The organism is Streptomyces sp. NPDC057623 (assembly GCF_042800355.1).
Taxonomy (GTDB): Bacteria; Actinomycetota; Actinomycetes; order Streptomycetales; family Streptomycetaceae; genus Streptomyces.
Genome location: NZ_JBHVGZ010000007.1, coordinates 52,522 through 71,283, shown reverse-complemented (window position 1 = coordinate 71,283; position 18,762 = coordinate 52,522). Strand labels below are relative to the sequence as shown.

The 18,762-nt window shown below is 71.2% G+C and carries 13 protein-coding genes; 6 read left to right on the top strand and 7 right to left on the bottom strand.

What is annotated here, in order from left to right; translation table 11 throughout:
• Nucleotides 1-13 precede the first annotated feature (13 nt).
• Complete coding sequence (locus tag ACFU95_RS10165; protein ID WP_383824517.1) at nucleotides 14-286, top strand: hypothetical protein; 273 nt, start codon at nucleotides 14-16, stop codon at nucleotides 284-286.
• Here ACFU95_RS10165 and ACFU95_RS10160 read toward each other — a convergent pair whose 3' ends face one another.
• From ACFU95_RS10160 to ACFU95_RS10150, 3 genes are all read right to left on the bottom strand, one after another.
• Nucleotides 287-1,789: a family 43 glycosylhydrolase gene (locus ACFU95_RS10160; RefSeq protein ID WP_383824514.1), complete on the bottom strand. Its 1,503-nt coding sequence runs from the start codon at nucleotides 1,787-1,789 to the stop codon at nucleotides 287-289.
• On the bottom strand, nucleotides 1,786-5,058 hold the full coding sequence (locus tag ACFU95_RS10155; protein WP_383824512.1) for a discoidin domain-containing protein: 3,273 nt from the start codon (nucleotides 5,056-5,058) through the stop codon (nucleotides 1,786-1,788). The genes ACFU95_RS10160 and ACFU95_RS10155 overlap by 4 nt, the downstream gene beginning before the upstream one ends.
• A 106-nt stretch (nucleotides 5,059-5,164) precedes the next feature.
• Nucleotides 5,165-6,196, bottom strand: coding sequence for a LacI family DNA-binding transcriptional regulator (locus ACFU95_RS10150; protein WP_383824509.1), 1,032 nt, complete (start codon nucleotides 6,194-6,196; stop codon nucleotides 5,165-5,167).
• 171 nt (nucleotides 6,197-6,367) lie between these two features.
• Here ACFU95_RS10150 and ACFU95_RS10145 point away from each other — a divergent pair, with 171 nt between their 5' ends.
• Genes ACFU95_RS10145 through ACFU95_RS10125 form a run of 5 tightly spaced genes read left to right on the top strand, consistent with a single transcriptional unit; the run spans nucleotide 6,368 to nucleotide 13,560 of the window.
• On the top strand, nucleotides 6,368-7,681 hold the full coding sequence (locus ACFU95_RS10145) for an ABC transporter substrate-binding protein (RefSeq protein WP_383824506.1): 1,314 nt from the start codon (nucleotides 6,368-6,370) through the stop codon (nucleotides 7,679-7,681).
• Nucleotides 7,682-7,717: 36 nt separating this feature from the next.
• On the top strand, nucleotides 7,718-8,599 hold the full coding sequence (locus ACFU95_RS10140) for a carbohydrate ABC transporter permease (RefSeq protein ID WP_383824503.1): 882 nt from the start codon (nucleotides 7,718-7,720) through the stop codon (nucleotides 8,597-8,599).
• Nucleotides 8,600-8,628: 29 nt separating this feature from the next.
• Nucleotides 8,629-9,450, top strand: a complete 822-nt coding sequence (locus ACFU95_RS10135; RefSeq protein ID WP_383824501.1) for a carbohydrate ABC transporter permease — start codon at nucleotides 8,629-8,631, stop codon at nucleotides 9,448-9,450.
• Nucleotides 9,451-9,467: 17 nt separating this feature from the next.
• Nucleotides 9,468-11,402, top strand: a complete 1,935-nt coding sequence (locus ACFU95_RS10130; protein WP_383824498.1) for a glycoside hydrolase family 127 protein — start codon at nucleotides 9,468-9,470, stop codon at nucleotides 11,400-11,402.
• A gap of 34 nt (nucleotides 11,403-11,436) precedes the next feature.
• A complete protein-coding gene (locus tag ACFU95_RS10125; RefSeq protein WP_383824495.1) occupies nucleotides 11,437-13,560 on the top strand; it encodes a glycoside hydrolase family 127 protein in 2,124 nt (707 codons plus the stop codon).
• Here the strand turns inward: ACFU95_RS10125 and ACFU95_RS10120 are convergent.
• The 4 genes from ACFU95_RS10120 to ACFU95_RS10105 form a co-directional block, all read right to left on the bottom strand.
• Nucleotides 13,544-14,491 carry a LysR family transcriptional regulator gene (locus ACFU95_RS10120; RefSeq protein WP_383824493.1) on the bottom strand — a complete coding sequence of 316 codons (948 nt, stop codon included), beginning with the start codon at nucleotides 14,489-14,491 and terminating at the stop codon, nucleotides 13,544-13,546. The two genes, ACFU95_RS10125 and ACFU95_RS10120, sit on opposite strands and share 17 nt — an antisense overlap.
• Before the next feature lie 185 nt (nucleotides 14,492-14,676).
• The gene (locus tag ACFU95_RS10115; protein WP_383824489.1) at nucleotides 14,677-15,918 is read right to left on the bottom strand and encodes an NAD(P)/FAD-dependent oxidoreductase; all 1,242 of its coding nucleotides are present in this window, start codon (nucleotides 15,916-15,918) and stop codon (nucleotides 14,677-14,679) included.
• Nucleotides 15,915-17,372, bottom strand: coding sequence for an amidase (locus ACFU95_RS10110; RefSeq protein ID WP_383824486.1), 1,458 nt, complete (start codon nucleotides 17,370-17,372; stop codon nucleotides 15,915-15,917). The genes ACFU95_RS10115 and ACFU95_RS10110 overlap by 4 nt, the downstream gene beginning before the upstream one ends.
• Entirely contained in the window at nucleotides 17,369-18,688 is a 1,320-nt protein-coding gene (locus tag ACFU95_RS10105; protein WP_383824484.1) for an Nramp family divalent metal transporter, read from the bottom strand. The genes ACFU95_RS10110 and ACFU95_RS10105 overlap by 4 nt, the downstream gene beginning before the upstream one ends.
• Nucleotides 18,689-18,762 lie beyond the last annotated feature (74 nt).

Sequence of the window (18,762 nt, the reverse complement as noted above, 5' to 3'; positions counted from 1 at the left end):
GGGGGAACTGACAATGCGTGAACCGACCGCCGCGGCCCAGCAGGACTCACCCGCGGTCGCCCTGGGACCCACCGCTCTCGCCTTCGGCGTCATCGCCGCCCTGACCTCGTTCGTCATCTCGCCGTTCGCTCTGATCGCCGGCGGCCTGGCCGTCACCTTCGGCGCGGCGGGCATGCACTACGCCCGTCAGGGCGTCGGCCGTATGTGGCCCGCCGCGCTCGGTACCGTGCTCGGAACCGTCGGCCTGCTCGGCATCGCCGCCCTCTTCGGGGCGTTCGGCGCCTAGCTAGCCCGTCTGTTCGCCCGACGGCGAGGAGAGCGGGACGCCCAGGCCCACCGGGGTGCCGAAGTTCGGCGTGCCGTCGGCGTTCCAGGTGAACTTCTGCGCCCTGGTACTGCGGTTCATGTCGCAGCCACCGCTCGCGGAGCTGTTGGCGTGGTAGACGATCCAGTCCTCCGTCCCGTCGGGCGACTTGAAGAAGCCGTTGTGGCCCGGTCCGTACACGCCGCTCGCGTTGGACCGCTGGAAGACCGGGTTCGGGGACTTGACCCAGGAGGCGGAGTCGAGCGGGTCACCACCGTTGTAGGTGAGCATCCCCAGCTTGTAGTCGGGCGTCGAGCAGTGGCTCGCGGAGTAGACGATGAACGTCTTCCCGCCCCGCTGGAGCACCTCGGCGCCCTCGTTGACCGCGCCGCCCACCGTCTCCCAGCTGTAGGTCGGGGTGGACAGGACACGCCGGGTGCCGCTCGCCGTCCACGGGTTCGACAGCGGCCGTATGAACATCGGCTGAGAGCCGTTGTAGAAGGTGCCCAGCAGATAGAGCCGGCCGTCGAGTTGCAGGATGCCCGGGTCCAGCTCCCAGGTGTTGTCCTGGGTCGGGTCGAGCAGGTCGGCCTTGAAGGTGTAGGGGCCCATCGGGTCCAGGCCGGCGCTCTCCAGCACATGGATCCGCTGGGTGCCCAGGTCGAAGGGCTCCCGCCCGGCCGTGTAGTAGAAGTACCAGCGCTTGCCGTTCGGGCCGTCGAGCAGATGGAACTCCGGGGCCCACATCGTGCCCGCCCCGTTGGGCCGGGTCAGATTGAAGATCACCTGTTCTGGGGCGGTGGCGAGTCCTCCCAGGGTGCGGGACTTGCGCATGGTGACCGTCGAGTTCCAGGTCGTGGTGGCGAGGTAGTAGGACCCGTCGTGGTACGTCAGCCACGGGTCGGGCCCGCGCTGGGCGAGCGGGTTGGTGAAGGTGCCCGGACCGGTACCGCCGCCGGTGAACGCGGGCAGCCGCCACACCCTGCCGCTCGACGCGGAGCACGGCAGCTGGACGAGGGTGGTGTTCGAGGCCGACGAACCGCCGCTCGGGGCCACGCACTTGCCGGAGCCGACCGACACCAGGTTGAAGGTCTTGTCGGTACCGGAGACCGTCACGGGCACGAGCCGCCACCGCTGGTTCGTCCCGTCGTGGCAGGGCCACTGGATGATCGCCGCGTTGTCCGCCGTGGACGCGCCGTGGACGTCGACGCACTGGCCCGACTGCGTGGTGATCGTGTACGTGTCGCTCGTACCGGCGACCGGCGTGTAGGAGAAGCTCTGGTTCGCGCCCGAGGAGCAGGTGAAGGCGCGCAGCTGGGTGCCGTTGGACGTCGAACCGCCCGGCAGATCCAGGCAGTTGCCCCCGTTGGGGTTCACTCCTGTCGAGGTGAAGGCGACGGCGGCGGAGGCGGGCGGCGCCACCAGGAAGGCGGCCGCCAGAGTCAGCGCGGCGAGGAGCGCGGAGAGGTATCCGGATCGGGTCACGGGCCGTACACCTTTGCTTCGAGGAGGCCGACGGAGTTGGTGCCGTTGCTCGTGAGCAGCACCCGCAGCCGCGTGGTGTCGATGGCGGTGAAGGTGACGCTGTTGTACTGGTTCCCGGCCAGCGGATAGCCGCTCGCGCCCGGTACGTCGACGTAGGCGCTGCCGTTCCAGTACTGGAGCTTCCAGGAGGCGGGCAGGTCGATGCCCTGGTCGTCGTCGAAGAAGTACACGTCGGCCTTGCCGATGGTCCTCGCCGACGGCCAGGTCAGCTCGGCCCACTGCCGGCCCGTCTCCGGCCAGGTCCCCCAGCGCGGGTTGACGGTGTCGTTGGACGAGGGCGGGTCGATCCCGTCGTTGACCGCGGTGACGCTCTCCCAGGGGGAGGTGTACGACGCGGTCGCGGTCGCGGAGGTCGCCTGGTTGGCCGGGGGCTGGACGCCGCCCCGGTTGTACACCTTGACCTCGGTCAGGCCCGTCCGCGCGCCGGAGGCGTTGGTGGCCAGGACCCGGACACGCTGGGCGTCGATCGCCGGGAACCGCACCAGGTTGTAGTTGGCGCGCGGCGCGGCCGGACTCCTGGTCTGGCTCGGGACGTCCACCCATGAACTGCCGTTGAAGTACTGGACGGTGTACGCGGACGGCGCCCGGTAGGTCGTGCTCGCCGGGCGGCTGTCCTTGAAGTACAGGCGCACCTCGTTGAGGGTGCGGGCCGTGCCGAGGTTCAGCTCGTACCAGTCCTGGGCGGCCGATCCGCCGGCACCCCAGAACGGCTCGTTGGTGGGGTAGCCGTCGACCGCTCCGGCGGCGCTGCTGCCGGAACCGGTGGAGGAGGCGGACACGGTGGCCCCGGCGGCGAGGTTGGTCAGGTCGGCGGTCAGGTCGACGCCGGCCTTGGCGAGCATGTCGACCATTCTCGGGCTGTCCTGCACGACCTGGTTCGGCGCCTTGAGCCCGGGCACGGCCGTGTGGTGGGTGACCGTGCCGCTGGTGGTCACGTCGCCGGTGGCCGGATCCCAGGTGAAGGGCACCAGCGAGCCGACCGTGGCGACCCGGTTGCCGTTGACGTAGATCGAGTAGCCCTCGGGGATGCCGGGATAGCGCACCACGCCGTCGGACGGGTCGTCCCAGACGACCGACAGGTCCGCGCCCCGGTAGCGGAGGTTGTTGACGGTGAAGTGGGACCAGCCGATGTCGATCGGGGAGAGCTCGACCTTGGCGTCGCTGCGCGGCCGCAGGCCCGCCACGTCCTCGATCACCGTCCAGTTGCTGCTGCCCAGGATGTTGTGGTGGATCCAGGAGCGGTAGTCGATCGAGTTGCCGTTCCAGTCGGCCCAGAACTCGTTGGCGTCCGGCCACTGCGTGTTGCCGCCGACGTACTGGGCCCAGGTGTTCCAGTACAGGAGCTTCTTGTAGTCGGTCGCGTTCATCCAGGAGTTGGGGTAGTTGCGCAGCACCGAGGAGTAGAGCCGGAACTGGACGGTCGAGTTGATGGTGGAGAAGTTGTTGGAGCCGGGCTCACCCGCGTCCGCCGCCGCCTTCTTGTCGACCTGGTTGGCCGTGTAGAAGGGGAAGACCGGGTACTGCGCCGGGTCGTCGTACAGGCGCAGGGCCTGCCGGTACGTCGCGGTGTTCGGGACGGCTCCGACCGAGAACGGGTAGTAGTTGTTGATCTCCTTCCACGGCACCCATTCGTTGGTCGACTTCAGCCGGTGCTCGAACAACTGCCGGTTCGGGTTCCACAGCACGTTGACGATCGCGTCCTTGATCTGCGTCGCGAGCGTGCGCATCTCGGTCGCCTTGGCCGTGTTGCCGATCGCCTCGTAGGCATGCGCCGCGGCGAGCGCGCCGCTGTACTGGTAGGCCGACTCGGCGCGGTCCATGTTGCCGGGCTTCCAGTGGAAGGAGACCGCGTCGGCGTCGTTGCCGGTCAGCGCGCCCCAGTCGTACTCGATGAGCTTGTTGTTGTCGTGGTCGTAGTGGGCGAGCTGGCCCTTGACGTCACCCTCGGCGTAGCGGGCGAGGTTGGCGGCGATGCCCGGCTGGCCGCCGTGGATCTGGTAGCTCTTCCAGGCCGCCTCGGCGATGTACTGCGTGTAGCTGTTCGACCAGTTCTCCGGGTCACCCGGGTTGTCGAGGAAGCGGCCGCCCTTGGAGGTCTGGCCGACGCTCAGCCAGTCGCCGTACGCGTAGGAGGGGTCGCGCAGGTACTTGAGGTCGTCGATGTGCATGGGCTGGGTGAGCGCGATCGCGTTGTTGTAGCCGAGGACGCCCTCGGTGGAGGTGGGGAACTGGAAGGTCTGCCCGGGGATGTCGGCGTCGAGGTGGTTGAAGCGCATCAGCCACCAGCGGTAGTAGATGTTCTTCTTGATCGCGGGCTCGGGCACGTCGATGTAGGGCACGTTCCGCGCCCACCACTGGTTGTAGGCCCGGACATGGGTGGCGAAGGCGGTCGAGGGGGAGTAGCCGGCGTAGGCGTCGTACTCCGTGCGGGACTCGGGGATCTCGTCGGTGACGAAGCCCATCACCACCTTGGCGGTGACCGTGGCGCCGGGCGCGATCGTCACCGAGCGGTCGAGGCCGCCACCGGAGGCCGTGAACCCGTCGCCGGTGAGCCTCGGGCGCAGGGTGGTGAGGTTGTTGTAGGCGTTCACCTGGCCGGTCAGCTCACTGCCGGTGCCCGTGGTGGCATACGGCGAGGTGGCCCGTAGCCGCACGGTGGTCGAGCCGCTGCCGTTGTTCCTGATCGACAGGTTGGTCACCGCGACGTTGTTGTCGGTGATGAACTTGGTCTGGTCGACCGTGACCGAGCCGGCCGTGTGCACGCTCTTCCAGTGGCTCGGGGTCTGCCGGCGCTGGGAGACCTGCTCGGTGAAGGTGCCCGGGGTGATCGCGACGGTGTAGGCGTTGTCGCCGGTGATGCTCTCCCAGTAGGCGACCTTGCCGCCGAACCCGAGCCGGGCGGGGTCGTGTTCCTTCATGAAGAGCGCGCGGCCCCGGCTCATCAGCCAGGGCCCGGCGGGGTCGTCGCCCGAGCGGGCCAGCAGGCGGTCCATCCAGAAGTCGGTGCCCGAGCTCTCCGCGTCGTAGATGGCCTTCATCATGTCGCCGGACGTGTGGGCGACGGGCGGCGCCGGGATCGCGGGGCCGCTGAAGGCGGGGAACCCGATGGTCTGCGCGGCATGGGCGGGGGCCGCGGTGATGACGGAACAGACCAGGAGGGCCAGGGCGAGCAGGAGATGTCGTGCGCGGGGCTCTGTTCGTCTTCGCATCGGGCTCCCCTTTGCTGAAACGACCTAAAAGGTTTTCGCAACGTAGGAGCGGACTGATGGAGTGTCAAGAGAGGTCGCTGGGACCTGAGTTCACCGGACGAACGGTTCAGGACAGGGGAGCCGTGGATCCCCTGATCGCCACACGGCAGGGCAGCGTCTCGACCCCGGAGCGCGGTGCCCCACCGGCTATGGCGCCGAACAGGGCCTGCGCGGCCGCGCGGCCGACCTGTTCCAGGTTCATGTCGACGCTGGTCAGCAGCGGACGCGAACCGGAGGTCAGCACCCGCCAGTTGTCGAACCCCATGACCGCCACGTCCTCCGGCACCCGCTGACCGCGCTCGCGCAGGACGTCCATGACGCCCCGCGCGATCTGGTCGCTGCCGCACAGCACGGCGTCCACATCCGGATGCCGGTCGAGGAGCAGCGCGGTGGCCGCCCGCCCCCAGCCCTCCGACCACGCCCCGAACCGCGGCTCGTCGACCAGGGCCAGACCCGCGTCGGCGAGCGCGGCACGGGCCCCGTCCGCCCGGTCCCGGGCCGCGAGGTAGCCGGGGTCGCCGCTGATGTGCGCGATCCGGGTACGACCGCAGGTCAGCAGGTGCTGCACGGCGATCCGGCCGGCGTCGACGTTGTCGGGGACGATGGACAGGTCCGCCGGATCGTCCGACGGGGCGTACGCGTACACGACGGGAACCGGCAGCTCACGGCCCAGGGACGGGCGCGGATCGGTGCGGCTGCCGACCACTATCAGCCCGTCGACCCGGCGCCCCAGCAGCGCGCGCACGTGGTGCTGCTCGCGGATCGCGTCACCGCGGGCGTCGCACAGGAACACCGCGACCTCGCCCGCGCCGAAGGCGTCCTCGGCGCCCATCAGGATCGGGATGCCGAACCTGCCCTCCAGGTCGCTGGTGAGCAGGCCGACGGTCCCCGTCCGCCCGGCGAGCAGCCCGCGGGCCAGCTGGTTGGGCCGGAACGACAGCCGCTCGGCCGCCTCGACGACCCGCTGCCGGGTCTCGGCGCGCACCTGGCTGCGGCCGTTGAGGGCCTTGGACGCGGTGGCGACGGACACGCCCGCCAGCCGGGCGACGTCGGTGAGGGTGGCGGTGTGCGAACGCGAGGGGCCGGCCGGTGGTGTCATGCGTGTCTCCTGTCTCGCATCACGTGCGTAAACCGTACGCGAGAATTTTCGGCCGCCCACCTGAAGTCGTTGTTCTGCACAGGGGATTGACGGGCCTTCAGCTCGGACCTAGCTTGCTGAAAGCCTTTTCGGCTCGTTTCTTCCGAGTGTTCGTCACGGAGGGGGATCGTCATGGGGAGCCCGACCGCATCACCTGGACCCGTCCGCCGCCTCGGCACCGCGGCCGTGGCCCTGATCGCCGCCGTGGCACTGGCCACGGCCTGCGGGTCGGGGGACGGCGGTTCGAGCGGCGGTGGCGGCAAGGCCGCGGACGCGAAGGGCGTCGACGACGGCACCACCCTGACGATGTGGACGCGCGCCGCGACCCGGCCGCAGAGCGAGGCCCTCGTCAAGGCGTACAACGCGAGCCACGAGAACAAGGTCGAACTCACCGTCATCCCCACCGACGACTACCAGGCCAAGGTCGGTGCCGCCGCCGGTTCCCGCGACCTGCCCGACCTGTTCGCCTCGGACGTCGTGTTCGTGCCGAACTACACCTCCAGCGGCCTCTTCACCGACCTCACCGAACGCATCGACGCGCTGCCCTTCGCCGACGACCTGGCCCAGTCGCACATCAAGGCCGGGACGTACGAGGACAAGAAGTACGTCGTGCCGCACACCCTCGACCTGTCGGTGCTCTTCTACAACAAGGACCTCTACCGGCAGGCGAAGCTCGACCCCGAGAAGCCGCCCGCCACCCTCGCGGACTGGGACCGGCAGGCGCGCGCCGTGGACGCGCTGGGCGGGGGCGTCGACGGCACGTTCTTCGGCGGGAACTGCGGCGGCTGCGGAGTCTTCACCTGGTGGCCGTCGATCTGGGCCGCCGGGGACGACGTGCTGAACGAGGACGGAACCGGGGCGACGCTCGACTCCGCCACCGCCAAGAAGGTCTACGACACCTATCGGGGCTGGGTGGACGACGACATCGTCGCCCCCGGCGCCCGCGACGAGACCGGCGCGACCTGGACCGGCGTCTTCCCGAAGGGCAAGGTCGGCGTGATGCCGATGCCGTCCACCACCCTGGGCCTGATGCCCAAGGACCTCGACCTCGGGGTCGCGCCCATCCCCGGGCCCGACGGCGGCCGGTCCACCTTCGTCGGCGGTGACGCCATCGGTATCTCCGCCACCAGCGAGTCGGCCGACCAGGCCTGGAACTTCCTCGCCTGGTCCCTGGGCGACGAGGCACAGGTCGACGTGGTGGCCGCGCACAGGGACGTCGTGGCGCGCACCGACCTGGCATCCAACAAGTACTCCGACGCCGACCCGCGGCTGGTCACCATCAACGAGCTGGTGGCCGACGGCCGTACCCCGTACGCGCTGAAGTTCGGGCAGACGTTCAACGACCCCAACGGGCCCTGGCTGGCCCTGATGCGCGACGCCGTCTTCGGCGACGGGGCGTCCGTCGACAAGGACAACGACGCGGTCAGCGCCTCGCTCGCCGACTGAGCCCGCCTGTTCAGTTGACCGACCGACAGGAGTGGCATGCAGGTGAAGGCGTCCCGCAAGGTACAGGGGATCGGCTACGCCGCCCCCACCGCCGTGTTCGTCGCCGTCTTCTTCCTGCTGCCCCTGCTGCTCGTCGGGCAGATGTCCCTGAACGACTGGCCGCTGCTCGCGGGAGACCAGGGCGCCAACGCCCCCGAGAACTACACCGACGTCACCGACAGCCCGCTGTTCTGGCCCGCAGTCCGCTTCACCCTCTTCTACACCGCGATCGTCACCGTCGTCCTCCTCGGACTCGCGCTCCTCCTCGCCCTCCTGGTGCAGGAGTCCCGCCCCGGCGCGGGCTTCTTCCGCACGGTCTACTTCCTGCCCGGAGCCCTGGGCCTGGCCTCCGCCTCCCTGCTGTTCTGGGGCCTGTACAGCCCCACCACCGGACCGCTCAGCCATGCCCTGGAGAGACTCGGCCTCGTCGACGACCCGGTGTCCTTCCTCGGCTCGCCGACGGCCGCCCTGCTGTCGACGGTGTTCCTCGTCGTCTGGAAGTTCGCCGGCTTCTACATGCTGATCCTGCTCGTGGGCCTCCAGCGCATCCCCCACGAGGTGTACGAGGCGGCGCGGATCGACGGCGCGAGCCGCGGCCAGATCTTCCGCGGCATCACCCTGCCCCTGCTGAAGCCGTCCCTCGCCCTGTCCCTGCTGCTCTGCGTGACCGGATCGCTGCTCGCGTTCGACCAGTTCTTCGTCCTCACCAAGGGCGGGCCGGACAACAGCACCGTCACCGTCGTGCAGCTGGTCTACCGCGAGGCGTTCCAGCGCCTGGACCTCGGCACCGCGGCCGCCCTGTCGATCATCGTGCTGGCCGCGCTGCTCCTGCTCAACGTCCCCCAGTTCCGCGCACTGCGCCGCGCCGACGAGTCATGACCCACCCCGCCTTGAGGAGGGACACCGACGTGCTCACCCGAGCCCTCGGCCGGACGCCCTACTACGTCGTCGCCGGAGGTCTGGCCGTCATCTTCCTCTTCCCGCTGCTGTGGAACGCCTGGGCCTCGGTCAGCGCCCAACCGGGCACCTCCCAGGAGTCCGGCTACGGGCTGGGCAACTACCGCACGCTGCTCGACTACGACGCCGGCCTCGGCCAGTACCTCCTCAACAGCACCGTCGTCTCGGCGCTCACCGTCGCCCTGACCCTCGGCGTCTCCCTGCTCGGCGGCTACGCCTTCGCCCGCTTCGAGTTCCCGGGCAAGAACCTGCTGTTCCTGCTGACGCTGGCCATCCTCATGGTCCCGTACGCCACCCTCCTCATCCCGCTCTACGTCCTGCTCGGCCGTCTCCACCTGCAGAACTCGCTGATCGGGCTGAGCCTCGTACTGGCCATGTTCCAACTGCCGTTCGCCACCTTCATGATGCGGATCTCCTTCGAGGCGGTGCCGCGCGAACTGGAGGAGTCGGCGCTCGTGGACGGGTGCGGCACGGCGGGCGCGCTGCGCCGGGTGCTGCTCCCGGCGGTGAAGCCGGGTCTGATCACCGTCGGCCTCTTCGCGTTCCTCGCCGCGTGGAACGACTTCATCGCACCCCTGATCCTCATCTCGGACAGCGAGAAGGCGCCCCTGCCGCTGGCCGTCGCCAACCTGCGCCAGCAGAGCATGGGCGCCGTCGACTACGGGGCCACCGAGGCGGGCGTGGTGGTCCTCGCCGTGCCCTGTCTGCTCGTCTTCCTGCTGCTGCAACGGCACTACGTAAGGGGCTTCATGTCGGGCGCGCTGAAGGGATGAGCTGAAGGGATGATGCGTTGAAGGAGAACACGGAGGGCTCACCCGTCGTGCCGGTGGCACCGAGCCGCGGCCGACTGCGGCCGCTCGGGCTCGACGAGGTGCGGATCACCGGCGGTTTCTGGGCCCGCAGCCGCGAGGTCAACGCGACCGCCACGCTCGACCACTGCCGCGACTGGATGGAACGCGTCGGCTGGATCGGCAACTTCCGCGCCGCGGTCGAGGGACGCGTCCAACGCGACCGACGGGGACGGGAGTTCGCCGACTCCGACGTCTACAAACTGATCGAGGCCATGGCCTGGGCGGGCCGGCACGACAGCGAGGTGGCGGCCCTCACCGAGACCATCGCCCCCGCCCAGGAGCCGGACGGCTACCTCGGCACCGCCTTCGGCCGCCCCGGGCAGCAGCCCCGCTACAGCGACCTCGAATGGGGCCACGAGCTCTACTGCTACGGCCACCTGATCCAGGCGGGCGTGGCCCAGGCCCGCGCCGGTGGCGAGGGCGAGCTCACGAAGATCGCCCGCCGGGCCGCCGACCACGTGTGCGCCACCTTCGGGCGAGGCGGCATCGAGAGCGTCTGCGGACACCCGGAGATCGAGACGGCCCTCGTCGAGCTGGCCCGAGCGACCGGCGAACAGCGCTACCTCGACCAGGCCGCCCTGTTCGTCGACCGCCGCGGCCACGGCACGCTCGCCGACATCGAGTTCGGCCGCGCCTACTACCAGGACGACATCCCCGTGCGCGAGGCCACCGTCCTGCGCGGTCACGCCGTTCGCGCCCTCTACCTCGCCGCCGGAGCGGTCGACGTGGCCGTGGAGACCGGGGACGACGAACTGCTCGCGGCGGTCGTACGGCAGTGGGAGGCCACGGTCGCCCGTCGGACGTATCTCACCGGCGGCATGGGCTCGCACCACCGCGACGAGTCCTTCGGTGACGATTTCGTGCTTCCGCCCGACCGCGCGTACTCGGAGACCTGCGCCGGCGTCGCCTCCGTGATGCTCAGCTGGCGCCTGCTCCTCGCCACGGGCGAGCCGCGCTTCGCCGACCTCGCGGAGCGGACCCTGTTCAACGTCGTCGCGGCCTCCCCGTCCGAGGACGGCCGGGCCTTCTTCTACGCCAACACCCTGCACCGGCGTCGCCGCGGCACCGTTCCTCCGGCGGACACGGACAGCCCGCGCGCCGAATCGAGCCTGCGCGCACCCTGGTTCGCGGTGTCCTGCTGCCCTACGAACGTGGCGCGGACCCTGGCCGTGCTGCCCGCGTACCTGGCGACGGCGTCCGACGACGGAATCCAACTGCACCAGTACGCCGACGCGGAGATCACCACCGGCGGCATCGCTCTGCGGGTCCGCACCGACTATCCCCGCGGCGGGACCGTGTCCGTGCGCGTCGCCCGGTCCCCGGACCGGCCGTGGACCCTGTCGCTGCGCGTCCCGGCGTGGACGGAGGGCGCCACGGCCAGGCTGGTCGACGCGGACGGGACCCGCCGTACCGTCGCCCCGGGCACGGCCACTCTCACCCGCGCCTTCCGGCCCGGCGACGAGATCCGGCTCGAACTGCCCGTCGCACCGCGCTGGATCGAACCGGACCCCCGTATCGACGCGGTACGCGGCACGCTCGCCGTCCAGCGCGGCCCGCTGGTCTACTGCGCCGAGTCCGTTGACCTCCCGGACGGACAGGAGGTCGACGCCGTACGGGTGGATCCGGGCGCCGTTCCGGTGGACGGGCCGGACGGCACGGTCGTGGCGCCGGGTGAACTCGCCGCACCGGGAGAGCCACACGACCCGGCATGGCCCTACCGACCGCCGGGGCAGTCCGCGGTGCCCGCCGCCGAACGCGGCGGGGTCGTGCTGGTGCCCTACAACTCCTGGGCCAACCGCGGCCCTTCGACGATGCGCGTGTGGCTGCCGGCCACACCGCTTCCACGAGCCGACGCCGACGAGTCGACCGCCTGACGAGCTGACGAGACCATACGAAAGGAGACCGAGCATGTCCCAACCCCCCACCCGCAGACGCGTGTTGGGCATCGCCGCCGCCACGGCGGCCGCCGTCCCCCTCGCGCAGACGGCCACGCCGTCCCAGGCCGCGGCCCCGGTACCGCCGCCCACGTGGGCCGTACACCCCTTCCCCCTCGGCCAAGTCGCCCTCGGCGACGGTCTCTTCCGACGCAAGCGCGACCTGATGCTCGACTACGCACGGTCCTACCCGGCCGACCGCATCCTGGCCGTCTTCCGCGCCAACGCCGGGCTCGACACCCGTGGCGCCCGGCCGCCCGGCGGCTGGGAGACCTCCGACGGCAATCTGCGCGGCCACTACGGCGGCCACTTCCTCACCCTGCTCGCCCAGGCGTACGCCGACACCGGGGAGGCCGCCCTCAAGGCCAAGCTCGACTACCTGGTCTCCGCGCTCGACGAGTGCCGGCAGGCCCTGGCGGAGCACGGCGAGCCCAGGCCCAGTCACCCCGGCTATCTGGCGGCGTACCCGGAGACGCAGTTCGTCCTGCTGGAGAGCTACACGACCTACCCGACCATCTGGGCGCCGTACTACACCTGTCACAAGATCATGCGCGGCCTGCTCGACGCGCACACCCTGGCCGGGAACGCGCAGGCGCTGCGGATCGTCTCCGGGATGGGCGACTGGGTGCACAGCCGTCTCGGCCGGCTGCCCAGGGCCCAGTTGGAACGCATGTGGTCGATCTACATCGCCGGTGAGTACGGCGGGATGAACGAGGTGATGGCGGACCTGTACGCCCTCACCGGACGGCAGGAGCACCTCGCCGCGGCCCGCTGCTTCGACAACACGGCGCTGCTGGACGCCTGCGCCGACGACCGGGACATCCTGGAGGGCAGACACGCCAACCAGCACATTCCTCAGTTCACCGGCTACGTCAGGCTGTTCGACCACACCGGGGAGGAGACGTACGCCGCCGCGGCCCGCAACTTCTGGGGCATGGTCACCGGCACGCGGACGTACAGCCTGGGTGGCACGGGGCAGGGCGAGATGTTCCGTGCCCGGGGCGCCATCGCGGCCACCCTGGACGACAAGAACGCCGAGACCTGCGCGACGTACAACATGCTCAAGCTGAGCCGGCAGCTCTTCTTCCACGCTCCGGACCCGGCGTACATGGACTACTACGAGCGGGGCCTGACCAACCACATCCTCGCCTCCCGCCGGGACGCGCCCAGCACGAGCAGCCCGGAGGTGACCTACTTCGTCGGCATGGGACCGGGTGTCGTGCGCGAGTACGGCAACACCGGCACCTGCTGCGGCGGCACCGGCATGGAGAACCACACCAAGTACCAGGACTCGGTGTACTTCCGCTCGGCCGACGGGGACGCGCTGTACGTCAATCTCTACCTCGCCTCGACCCTGCGGTGGCCGGAGCGAGGCTTCGTCGTCGAGCAGGCCGGCGACTACCCGGCCGAGGGGGTCCGCACCCTGACCTTCCGGGAGGGCGGTGGCAGGCTCGACCTGAAGCTGCGGGTGCCCTCCTGGGCGACGGGCGGCTTCACGGTCGCGGTCAACGGCGTACGGCAACGAATCACGGCCACGCCCGGTACGTACCTCACCCTGAGCAGGAACTGGCGGAGCGGCGACCGGGTCGGCATCACCGCCCCGTACCGGCTGCGCGTCGAGCGGGCCCTGGACGATCCCGGCGTGCAGTCGCTGTTCTACGGGCCGGTCCTGCTGGTCGCCCGGAGCGAGGCGGCGCAGTTCCGCGCGTTCTCCTTCTACAAGGACTTCACGCTCCGCGGCGAGCTCGCCGACGCCGTCGCACCCGAGGGCCGCCCGCTGCACTTCACCACGCACGGACTGACCCTCGCCCCCTTCCACGTCGCGGACGCCACCCGCTACCACGCCTACTTCAGGCGCGCCGAACCCGTCGTCGTGTTCGGAGCGAGCGACTCGGGCGTACCGAACCGCGCTCGCGGCGACGGCCTGACCTTCCTCGACGTCGTGTGGGAGCAGGCACCCTTCGCGTCCTCGGGCAGCTTCGTGGCAACGGTTCGCGCCCTCGCCGAAACCTGGCTCGCCGAGGGCCTGTTCAGCTCCGCCGAACGGGACCGGGTCGTCGCGGCGGCCGTGGGCGCGGACCTCAGGAGCCGTTCGTAGCGCGCCGGGCCCACGCCGGGGTCCAGATCTCGCCGTCCGCAGGGTCGTGGTGGACGGAGGCGAGGTAGGCGCGGAGCGCGGTGAGGGCCGGGTGCGGGTTGTCGGCGCGCCACAGGATCGAGTGCGGGTAGACCGGCGTCGGGTCGCGCAGCGGGATGAGCCGCATGTCGTAGCCGGCGGGCCAGACGAGGGGCGTCTGGGTACCGAGGAAGGTCGCCAGCGTCGAGGAGGCGGCGATCGTGTCGATGAGGGCCTCGACGCCGAAGTTGGGGCCCGTCGCCTCGATGGTCAGCCCGAAGTCGGCGGCGAGCGCGTCGTAGTACGCGGTCCACTCCGTGCCGGGGACGTTGCCGGGCATCCAGATCCGGTGGCCGGCCAGCTGGGCGGGGGCGACCGCGGCGGCGCGGGCGAACGGGTGGGCGGGGCCGGTGAACAGGTGGATCGGCTCGTCGTGGACCGGGGTGAACTCGATGCCGTCGGGGATCCGCTGCCCCGGCATGGTGACCGCGCGGAAGGTGGCGTCGATGACGCCGTCCCGGACCGCCGCGACGGCCTCCTCCGAGCCGTTGAGCGTCACGATGTCCAGGGCGATCCCCGGATGGGCGCGATGGAAGTCGCGCAGATGTCCGGCCAGGGACACTCGCCGGCCGACCACGTCGACGCGCAGGGCCCGGCTGCCGGGACGCACGGAGTCCCTCGCCCGCTCCTCGGCCTGGAGCAGGGCCCGCGCATGGGACAGGAACGCCTGCCCGTCGATGGTGAGCTCCGCGCCGCGCGGCGTGCGGGTCAGCAGCCGCACGCCGACATCCCTCTCCAGCGTGGCGACGCGCTTGGAGACGGCCTGCTGGGTGAGGGCCAGATCGACGGCGGCCTTCTGGAACTGACCGGCGTCCGCGACGGCGACGAAGGTGCGTACGGCGTTGAGGTCCACGCCCGCCACCCTATCCGTACAACGGGGTGTTGTGGCGCGATCGTGTGGCGAGTTGTTTGATATCCCTGATCAGCCGCCTTTTGGGTGGGTGCTGGTCGGCGCGGGGTGTCACTCTGATCAACGATCGGTTGTGGGTCTGGACGTGACGCGATCACTTCCGTCAACGCGCCCTGGCGGTCCCGTCCTCACCGCAGCGGATGCAGCGCGGCCGACCCGGGTGCCCCGCCGCCCGCGACGATCGACTCGGCGAGCAGCTTGCCGCTGAGCGGCCCCAGCGCGATGCCCCACATGCCGTGCCCGCCGCAGACGTGGACCCGGGGCGAGCGGGTCGGGCCGACCAGAGGCAGACCGTCGGCCGTGCACGGGCGGGGGCCGGCCCACTCGTCGGTGCGGTGGGCGAGGTCGGCCGAAGGGACCATGCCGCGGACCGCGTTGACGACGGCGCTGACGCGGCGAGGATCCGCGGGACGGTCGGGCGCCGTGAACTCCATCATCCCCGCCACCCGCACCCGGTCCCCGAGCGGCGTGCACACCACACGCTGCTCGGCGAAGTACGTGGGCCGCGCGGGCAGCCCCTCCGCGGCCACGGTGAAGCTGTAGCCGCGGCCGGACTGCACCGGGGTGCGCACACCGAAGGGCGCCGCCAGCGGGCCGAGCCAGGCCCCGGCGGCGAGCACGGCGGCGTCGGCCCGCACGGCCGTACCGTCGGAGGCGAGCGCCACCACCCCGGATCCCAAGTCCCGTATCCGGGCCACCTCCAGATCGGTGACGATCTTTCCGCCCCGGTCGCGGACCGCGTCGGCCAGCGCCGCGACGAACGCCCCGGGGTTCAGATACCGCTGGCCGTGCAGGCGTACGGCCGCGTCGACGCGCGCCGACAGCGACGGCTCCAGCTCGCGCGCCCCGGCACCGTCGAGCAGGTCGTAGCCGACCTCCTGGCCCGCCGAGCGCACCGCCTCCAGCTCCGCCACGAGCGGGACACGTCCGGCCTCGGAGGTGAAGGCGATCAGGCACCCCTCGCCCGTGCGGGTCGGCTCGGTGACCCCGCCCCGTGCCAGGTCGTCGTAGGCCGCGAGCGCGCCGCGGTTCAGGGCGGCGAGCGCGGCCATGGACACCGTCCAGCGCCGGCGGGTGCAGTTCCGGGCGAACGCCAGCAGGAAACGCGCCGGCCGCGGGTCGGGGCGCGGCGGGACGTAGAGCGGGGACGTGGGGGAGAGGAGCCCGCGCAACCCCAGCTTCAGGGCGGCCGGTTCGGGCAGGGGCACGGTCAGGGCGGGGGCGAGCCAGCCCGCGTTGCCCCATGACGCGCCGGCCGCCACGCCCCGGCGGTCGACGACGGTGACCTCGACGCCGGCCTCCTGGAGGAACCAGGCCGTCGCCAGCCCCGCCATGCCGGCACCCACCACCACGACGGTGCGCGGGCTCATGACCGGCCCCCGGCCGCCACGCCCGTGCCTTCGCCCGCCGCGACCGCCGGTCGCCGTTCCCCGGCGCGCGTCGCCCGCTCGAACGCGTACCCCGCTCGCAGCACCGCCGCGTCCCCCCGGTGCGGGCCCACCACCTGGAGCCCGACCGGCAGCCCGGCGGGCGTGAAACCGGCCGGGACCGACAGCGCCGGGCAGCCGGTCATCGTGATCAGGTAGGCCGAGCGCATCCAGTCCAGATACGTCTGCATTTCGGTGCCGTCCACGGAGGTCGGGTAGGGGAGCCGGACATCGAACGGCGCGACCTGACTGACCGGCAGCAGCAGGACGTCGTACGTCGCGAAGAAGTCGCGCACCCGGTGGAAGAGGGCGGCCTGGAGGAGCTGGGCGCGGCCCAGGTCCGGGCCGGTGAGCCTGCGGCCCTCCTCGATGTTCCACACGACGTCCGGCGCCATGCGGTGCCGGTGCGCGTCCAGCAGGGGACCGTAGCCGAGTTCCATCTGCCAGGCCCGCTGTACGAGGAACGCCTCGTCGGCGCCGGACAGGTCGGGGCAGGCCTCCTCGACCTCGCAGCCCAGCGCGCCGAACACCTCCGCCGCGCCGCGCACCACCTCCCGGACCTCCGGGTCGACGGGCACGCTCCCGCCGAGGTCGGGCGACCAGGCGACGCGCCATCCGCGGACATCGCCGTCGAGCCGCCCGGCGAACACGGAGCCCGGCGTCTCCAGGGCGAGCGGGCTGCGTGGATCCGGTCCGGCCAGCACGGACAGCAGCAACGCGACGTCCCGCACGGTCCGGGCCATCGGCCCCTTGACCGACAACTGTCCCCACGGCGCCTTGTCGGGCCATGAAGGGACCCGGCCGGGGGAGGGGCGCAGCCCGACCACGTTGTTGAAGGACGCCGGGTTGCGCAGCGAGCCGCCGGTGTCACTGCCGTCGGCGAGCGGCTGCATCCCGCAGGCGAGGGCGGCCCCCGCACCGCCGCTGCTGCCGCCCGCGCTGCGCGAGAGGTCGTAAGGATTGCGGGTCGCGCCGAAGACCGGGTTGACGGTGTGCGAACCCATGCCGAGTTCGGGCACGTTGGTCTTGCCGAGCGTGATGGCCCCGGCTCGCTTGAGGCGTTCGACGACCAGGTGGTCCCGGACGGGGACGTGGTCGGCGAAGACCGGTGAGCCGTACGTCGTACGGATGCCGGCGGTGTCGTGGAGGTCCTTGTGGGCGACGGGCAGACCGTGCAGCGGCCCGACCTCGGCTCCCGAGGCGAGCCGGTCGTCCGCCTCGGCCGCCTGCTCCAGGGCCCGGTCGGCGACGAGGGTGACGATCGCGTTCACCGACGGATTGACCCGGTCGATCCGGTCGAGGTGGGCGGTGACGACCTCACGCGCGGACACCTCACGGCGCCGCAGGGCCGCCGCGAGGTCGGTCGCGGTGCGAAAGCACAGGTCGGCGGGGTTCACAGTCCTCCCAGGGTTTCCTTGAACTGGACGACGGCGAGCAGTGCGAACAGGACGAAGGAGCTCGACAGCAGCACGTTCGAGACGGTCTTGTTGCGGTACGGCGGTGTCAGGTCGCGCCGGTTGAGGAGCACCAGCAGCGCCCCGGACAGCAGGGGCAGGACGAGCGAGCCCACAGCCGCGTAGGTGAGGATCAGGGGGACCGGCCGTTCCACGAAGGTCACGGCGACGGACGTGACCGCGCAGTAGAGCGCGAACAGGCGGAAGGGGCGGCTGCGTTGGCCCATGCGCCGCTCGGCCTCGGAGTCCGGGACCCCGCGCATGGTGCGCAGGGAGTCGGACAGCAGATAGCACAGGGAGTTGAAGCCGCCGACCAGCGCGCTCAGGGTCACGAGGAAGAAGGTGCCCAGGAACAGCACCCGGGCCACCGACCCCAGGTCCGTACCGAGTGGTTCGGCCAGCGCGGCCAGCCCGTCGTTGCCGGTGATCGTCCGCCCGGTGCCGAACAGCAGGCCGGTGCCCACGATCGAGGTGCACACCACGAACAGGAACGTGACCGCGTAACTCACCGCCGAGTCGGCCCGCATGACGGGCAGCCAACTCCCGTCCCGCCAGGCCTTCTCCCGCAGCCAGTAGCTGTACGAGGCCACCCCGGCCGTGCCGCCCACCCCGCCGACCAGCGCCAGCACGGTGAGCACGTCGCCCTCCGGCAGCCGTGGCCGCAGCGACGACACCATGACGGACGGGTCGTCGAGGGTGACGAGCGTGACCAACGCCAGTACGACCATGCCGACGAACTTGGCCAGCATGAACCCGCTCATCACCCGCTCGAACAGCGTGTACCGGCCCACGTACACGAGCCCCGCCGACGCCAGCGCGATCACCACTGCCAGCGGCCGCAGCGGCAGTGCGGGGAACAGCGTCGACAGCGCGAGCGACGCCACCGAACTCAGGGCGGCTCCGTACAGCAGACCGATGACCAGGACGAACGCGAAGAACGCGTACGGCAGCCAGCGGGCGGCCGAGCGCAGGCTCGCGATCACCGTCAGCCCGGACGCCAGGTACAGGCGCCCCACCCCCTCGGTCAGCGCGTACTTGAGGACGACCCCGACGACGATCGCCCACATCAGGGCCATGCCGTAGCCGGCGGCGCCGGCCAGCGAGGTCACCATGTCACCGGCGCCCACGCTGGTGGCCGCCAGGACCAGCCCCGGGCCGAGGACGGCGAGCCGGCCGCGCCGGGTGGTCGGGGCGGGCGAGGACGCGGGGGACGGTGCGGCTGTGTGCGGGTGCGGGGGACTTCCAGGCGTCGCGGTCACGTTGGCCACCTCCGGATGCAGGGGAGTCACGGGAGTGCGGTCCGGCTTCCCGGAAGAGTCGGGCAGGCTGACGG

What these genes read in the sequence shown, in the direction of transcription:
- ACFU95_RS10165 (WP_383824517.1), top strand. Translation starts at nt 14, where the DNA reads ATGCGTGAACCGACCGCCGCGGCCCAGCAGGACTCACCCGCGGTCGCC.
- ACFU95_RS10140 (WP_383824503.1), top strand. Translation starts at nt 7,718, where the DNA reads ATGCAGGTGAAGGCGTCCCGCAAGGTACAGGGGATCGGCTACGCCGCC.
- ACFU95_RS10155 (WP_383824512.1), bottom strand. Translation starts at nt 5,058, where the DNA reads ATGCGAAGACGAACAGAGCCCCGCGCACGACATCTCCTGCTCGCCCTG.
- ACFU95_RS10125 (WP_383824495.1), top strand. Translation starts at nt 11,437, where the DNA reads ATGTCCCAACCCCCCACCCGCAGACGCGTGTTGGGCATCGCCGCCGCC.
- ACFU95_RS10150 (WP_383824509.1), bottom strand. Translation starts at nt 6,196, where the DNA reads ATGACACCACCGGCCGGCCCCTCGCGTTCGCACACCGCCACCCTCACC.
- ACFU95_RS10115 (WP_383824489.1), bottom strand. Translation starts at nt 15,918, where the DNA reads ATGAGCCCGCGCACCGTCGTGGTGGTGGGTGCCGGCATGGCGGGGCTG.
- ACFU95_RS10145 (WP_383824506.1), top strand. Translation starts at nt 6,368, where the DNA reads ATGGGGAGCCCGACCGCATCACCTGGACCCGTCCGCCGCCTCGGCACC.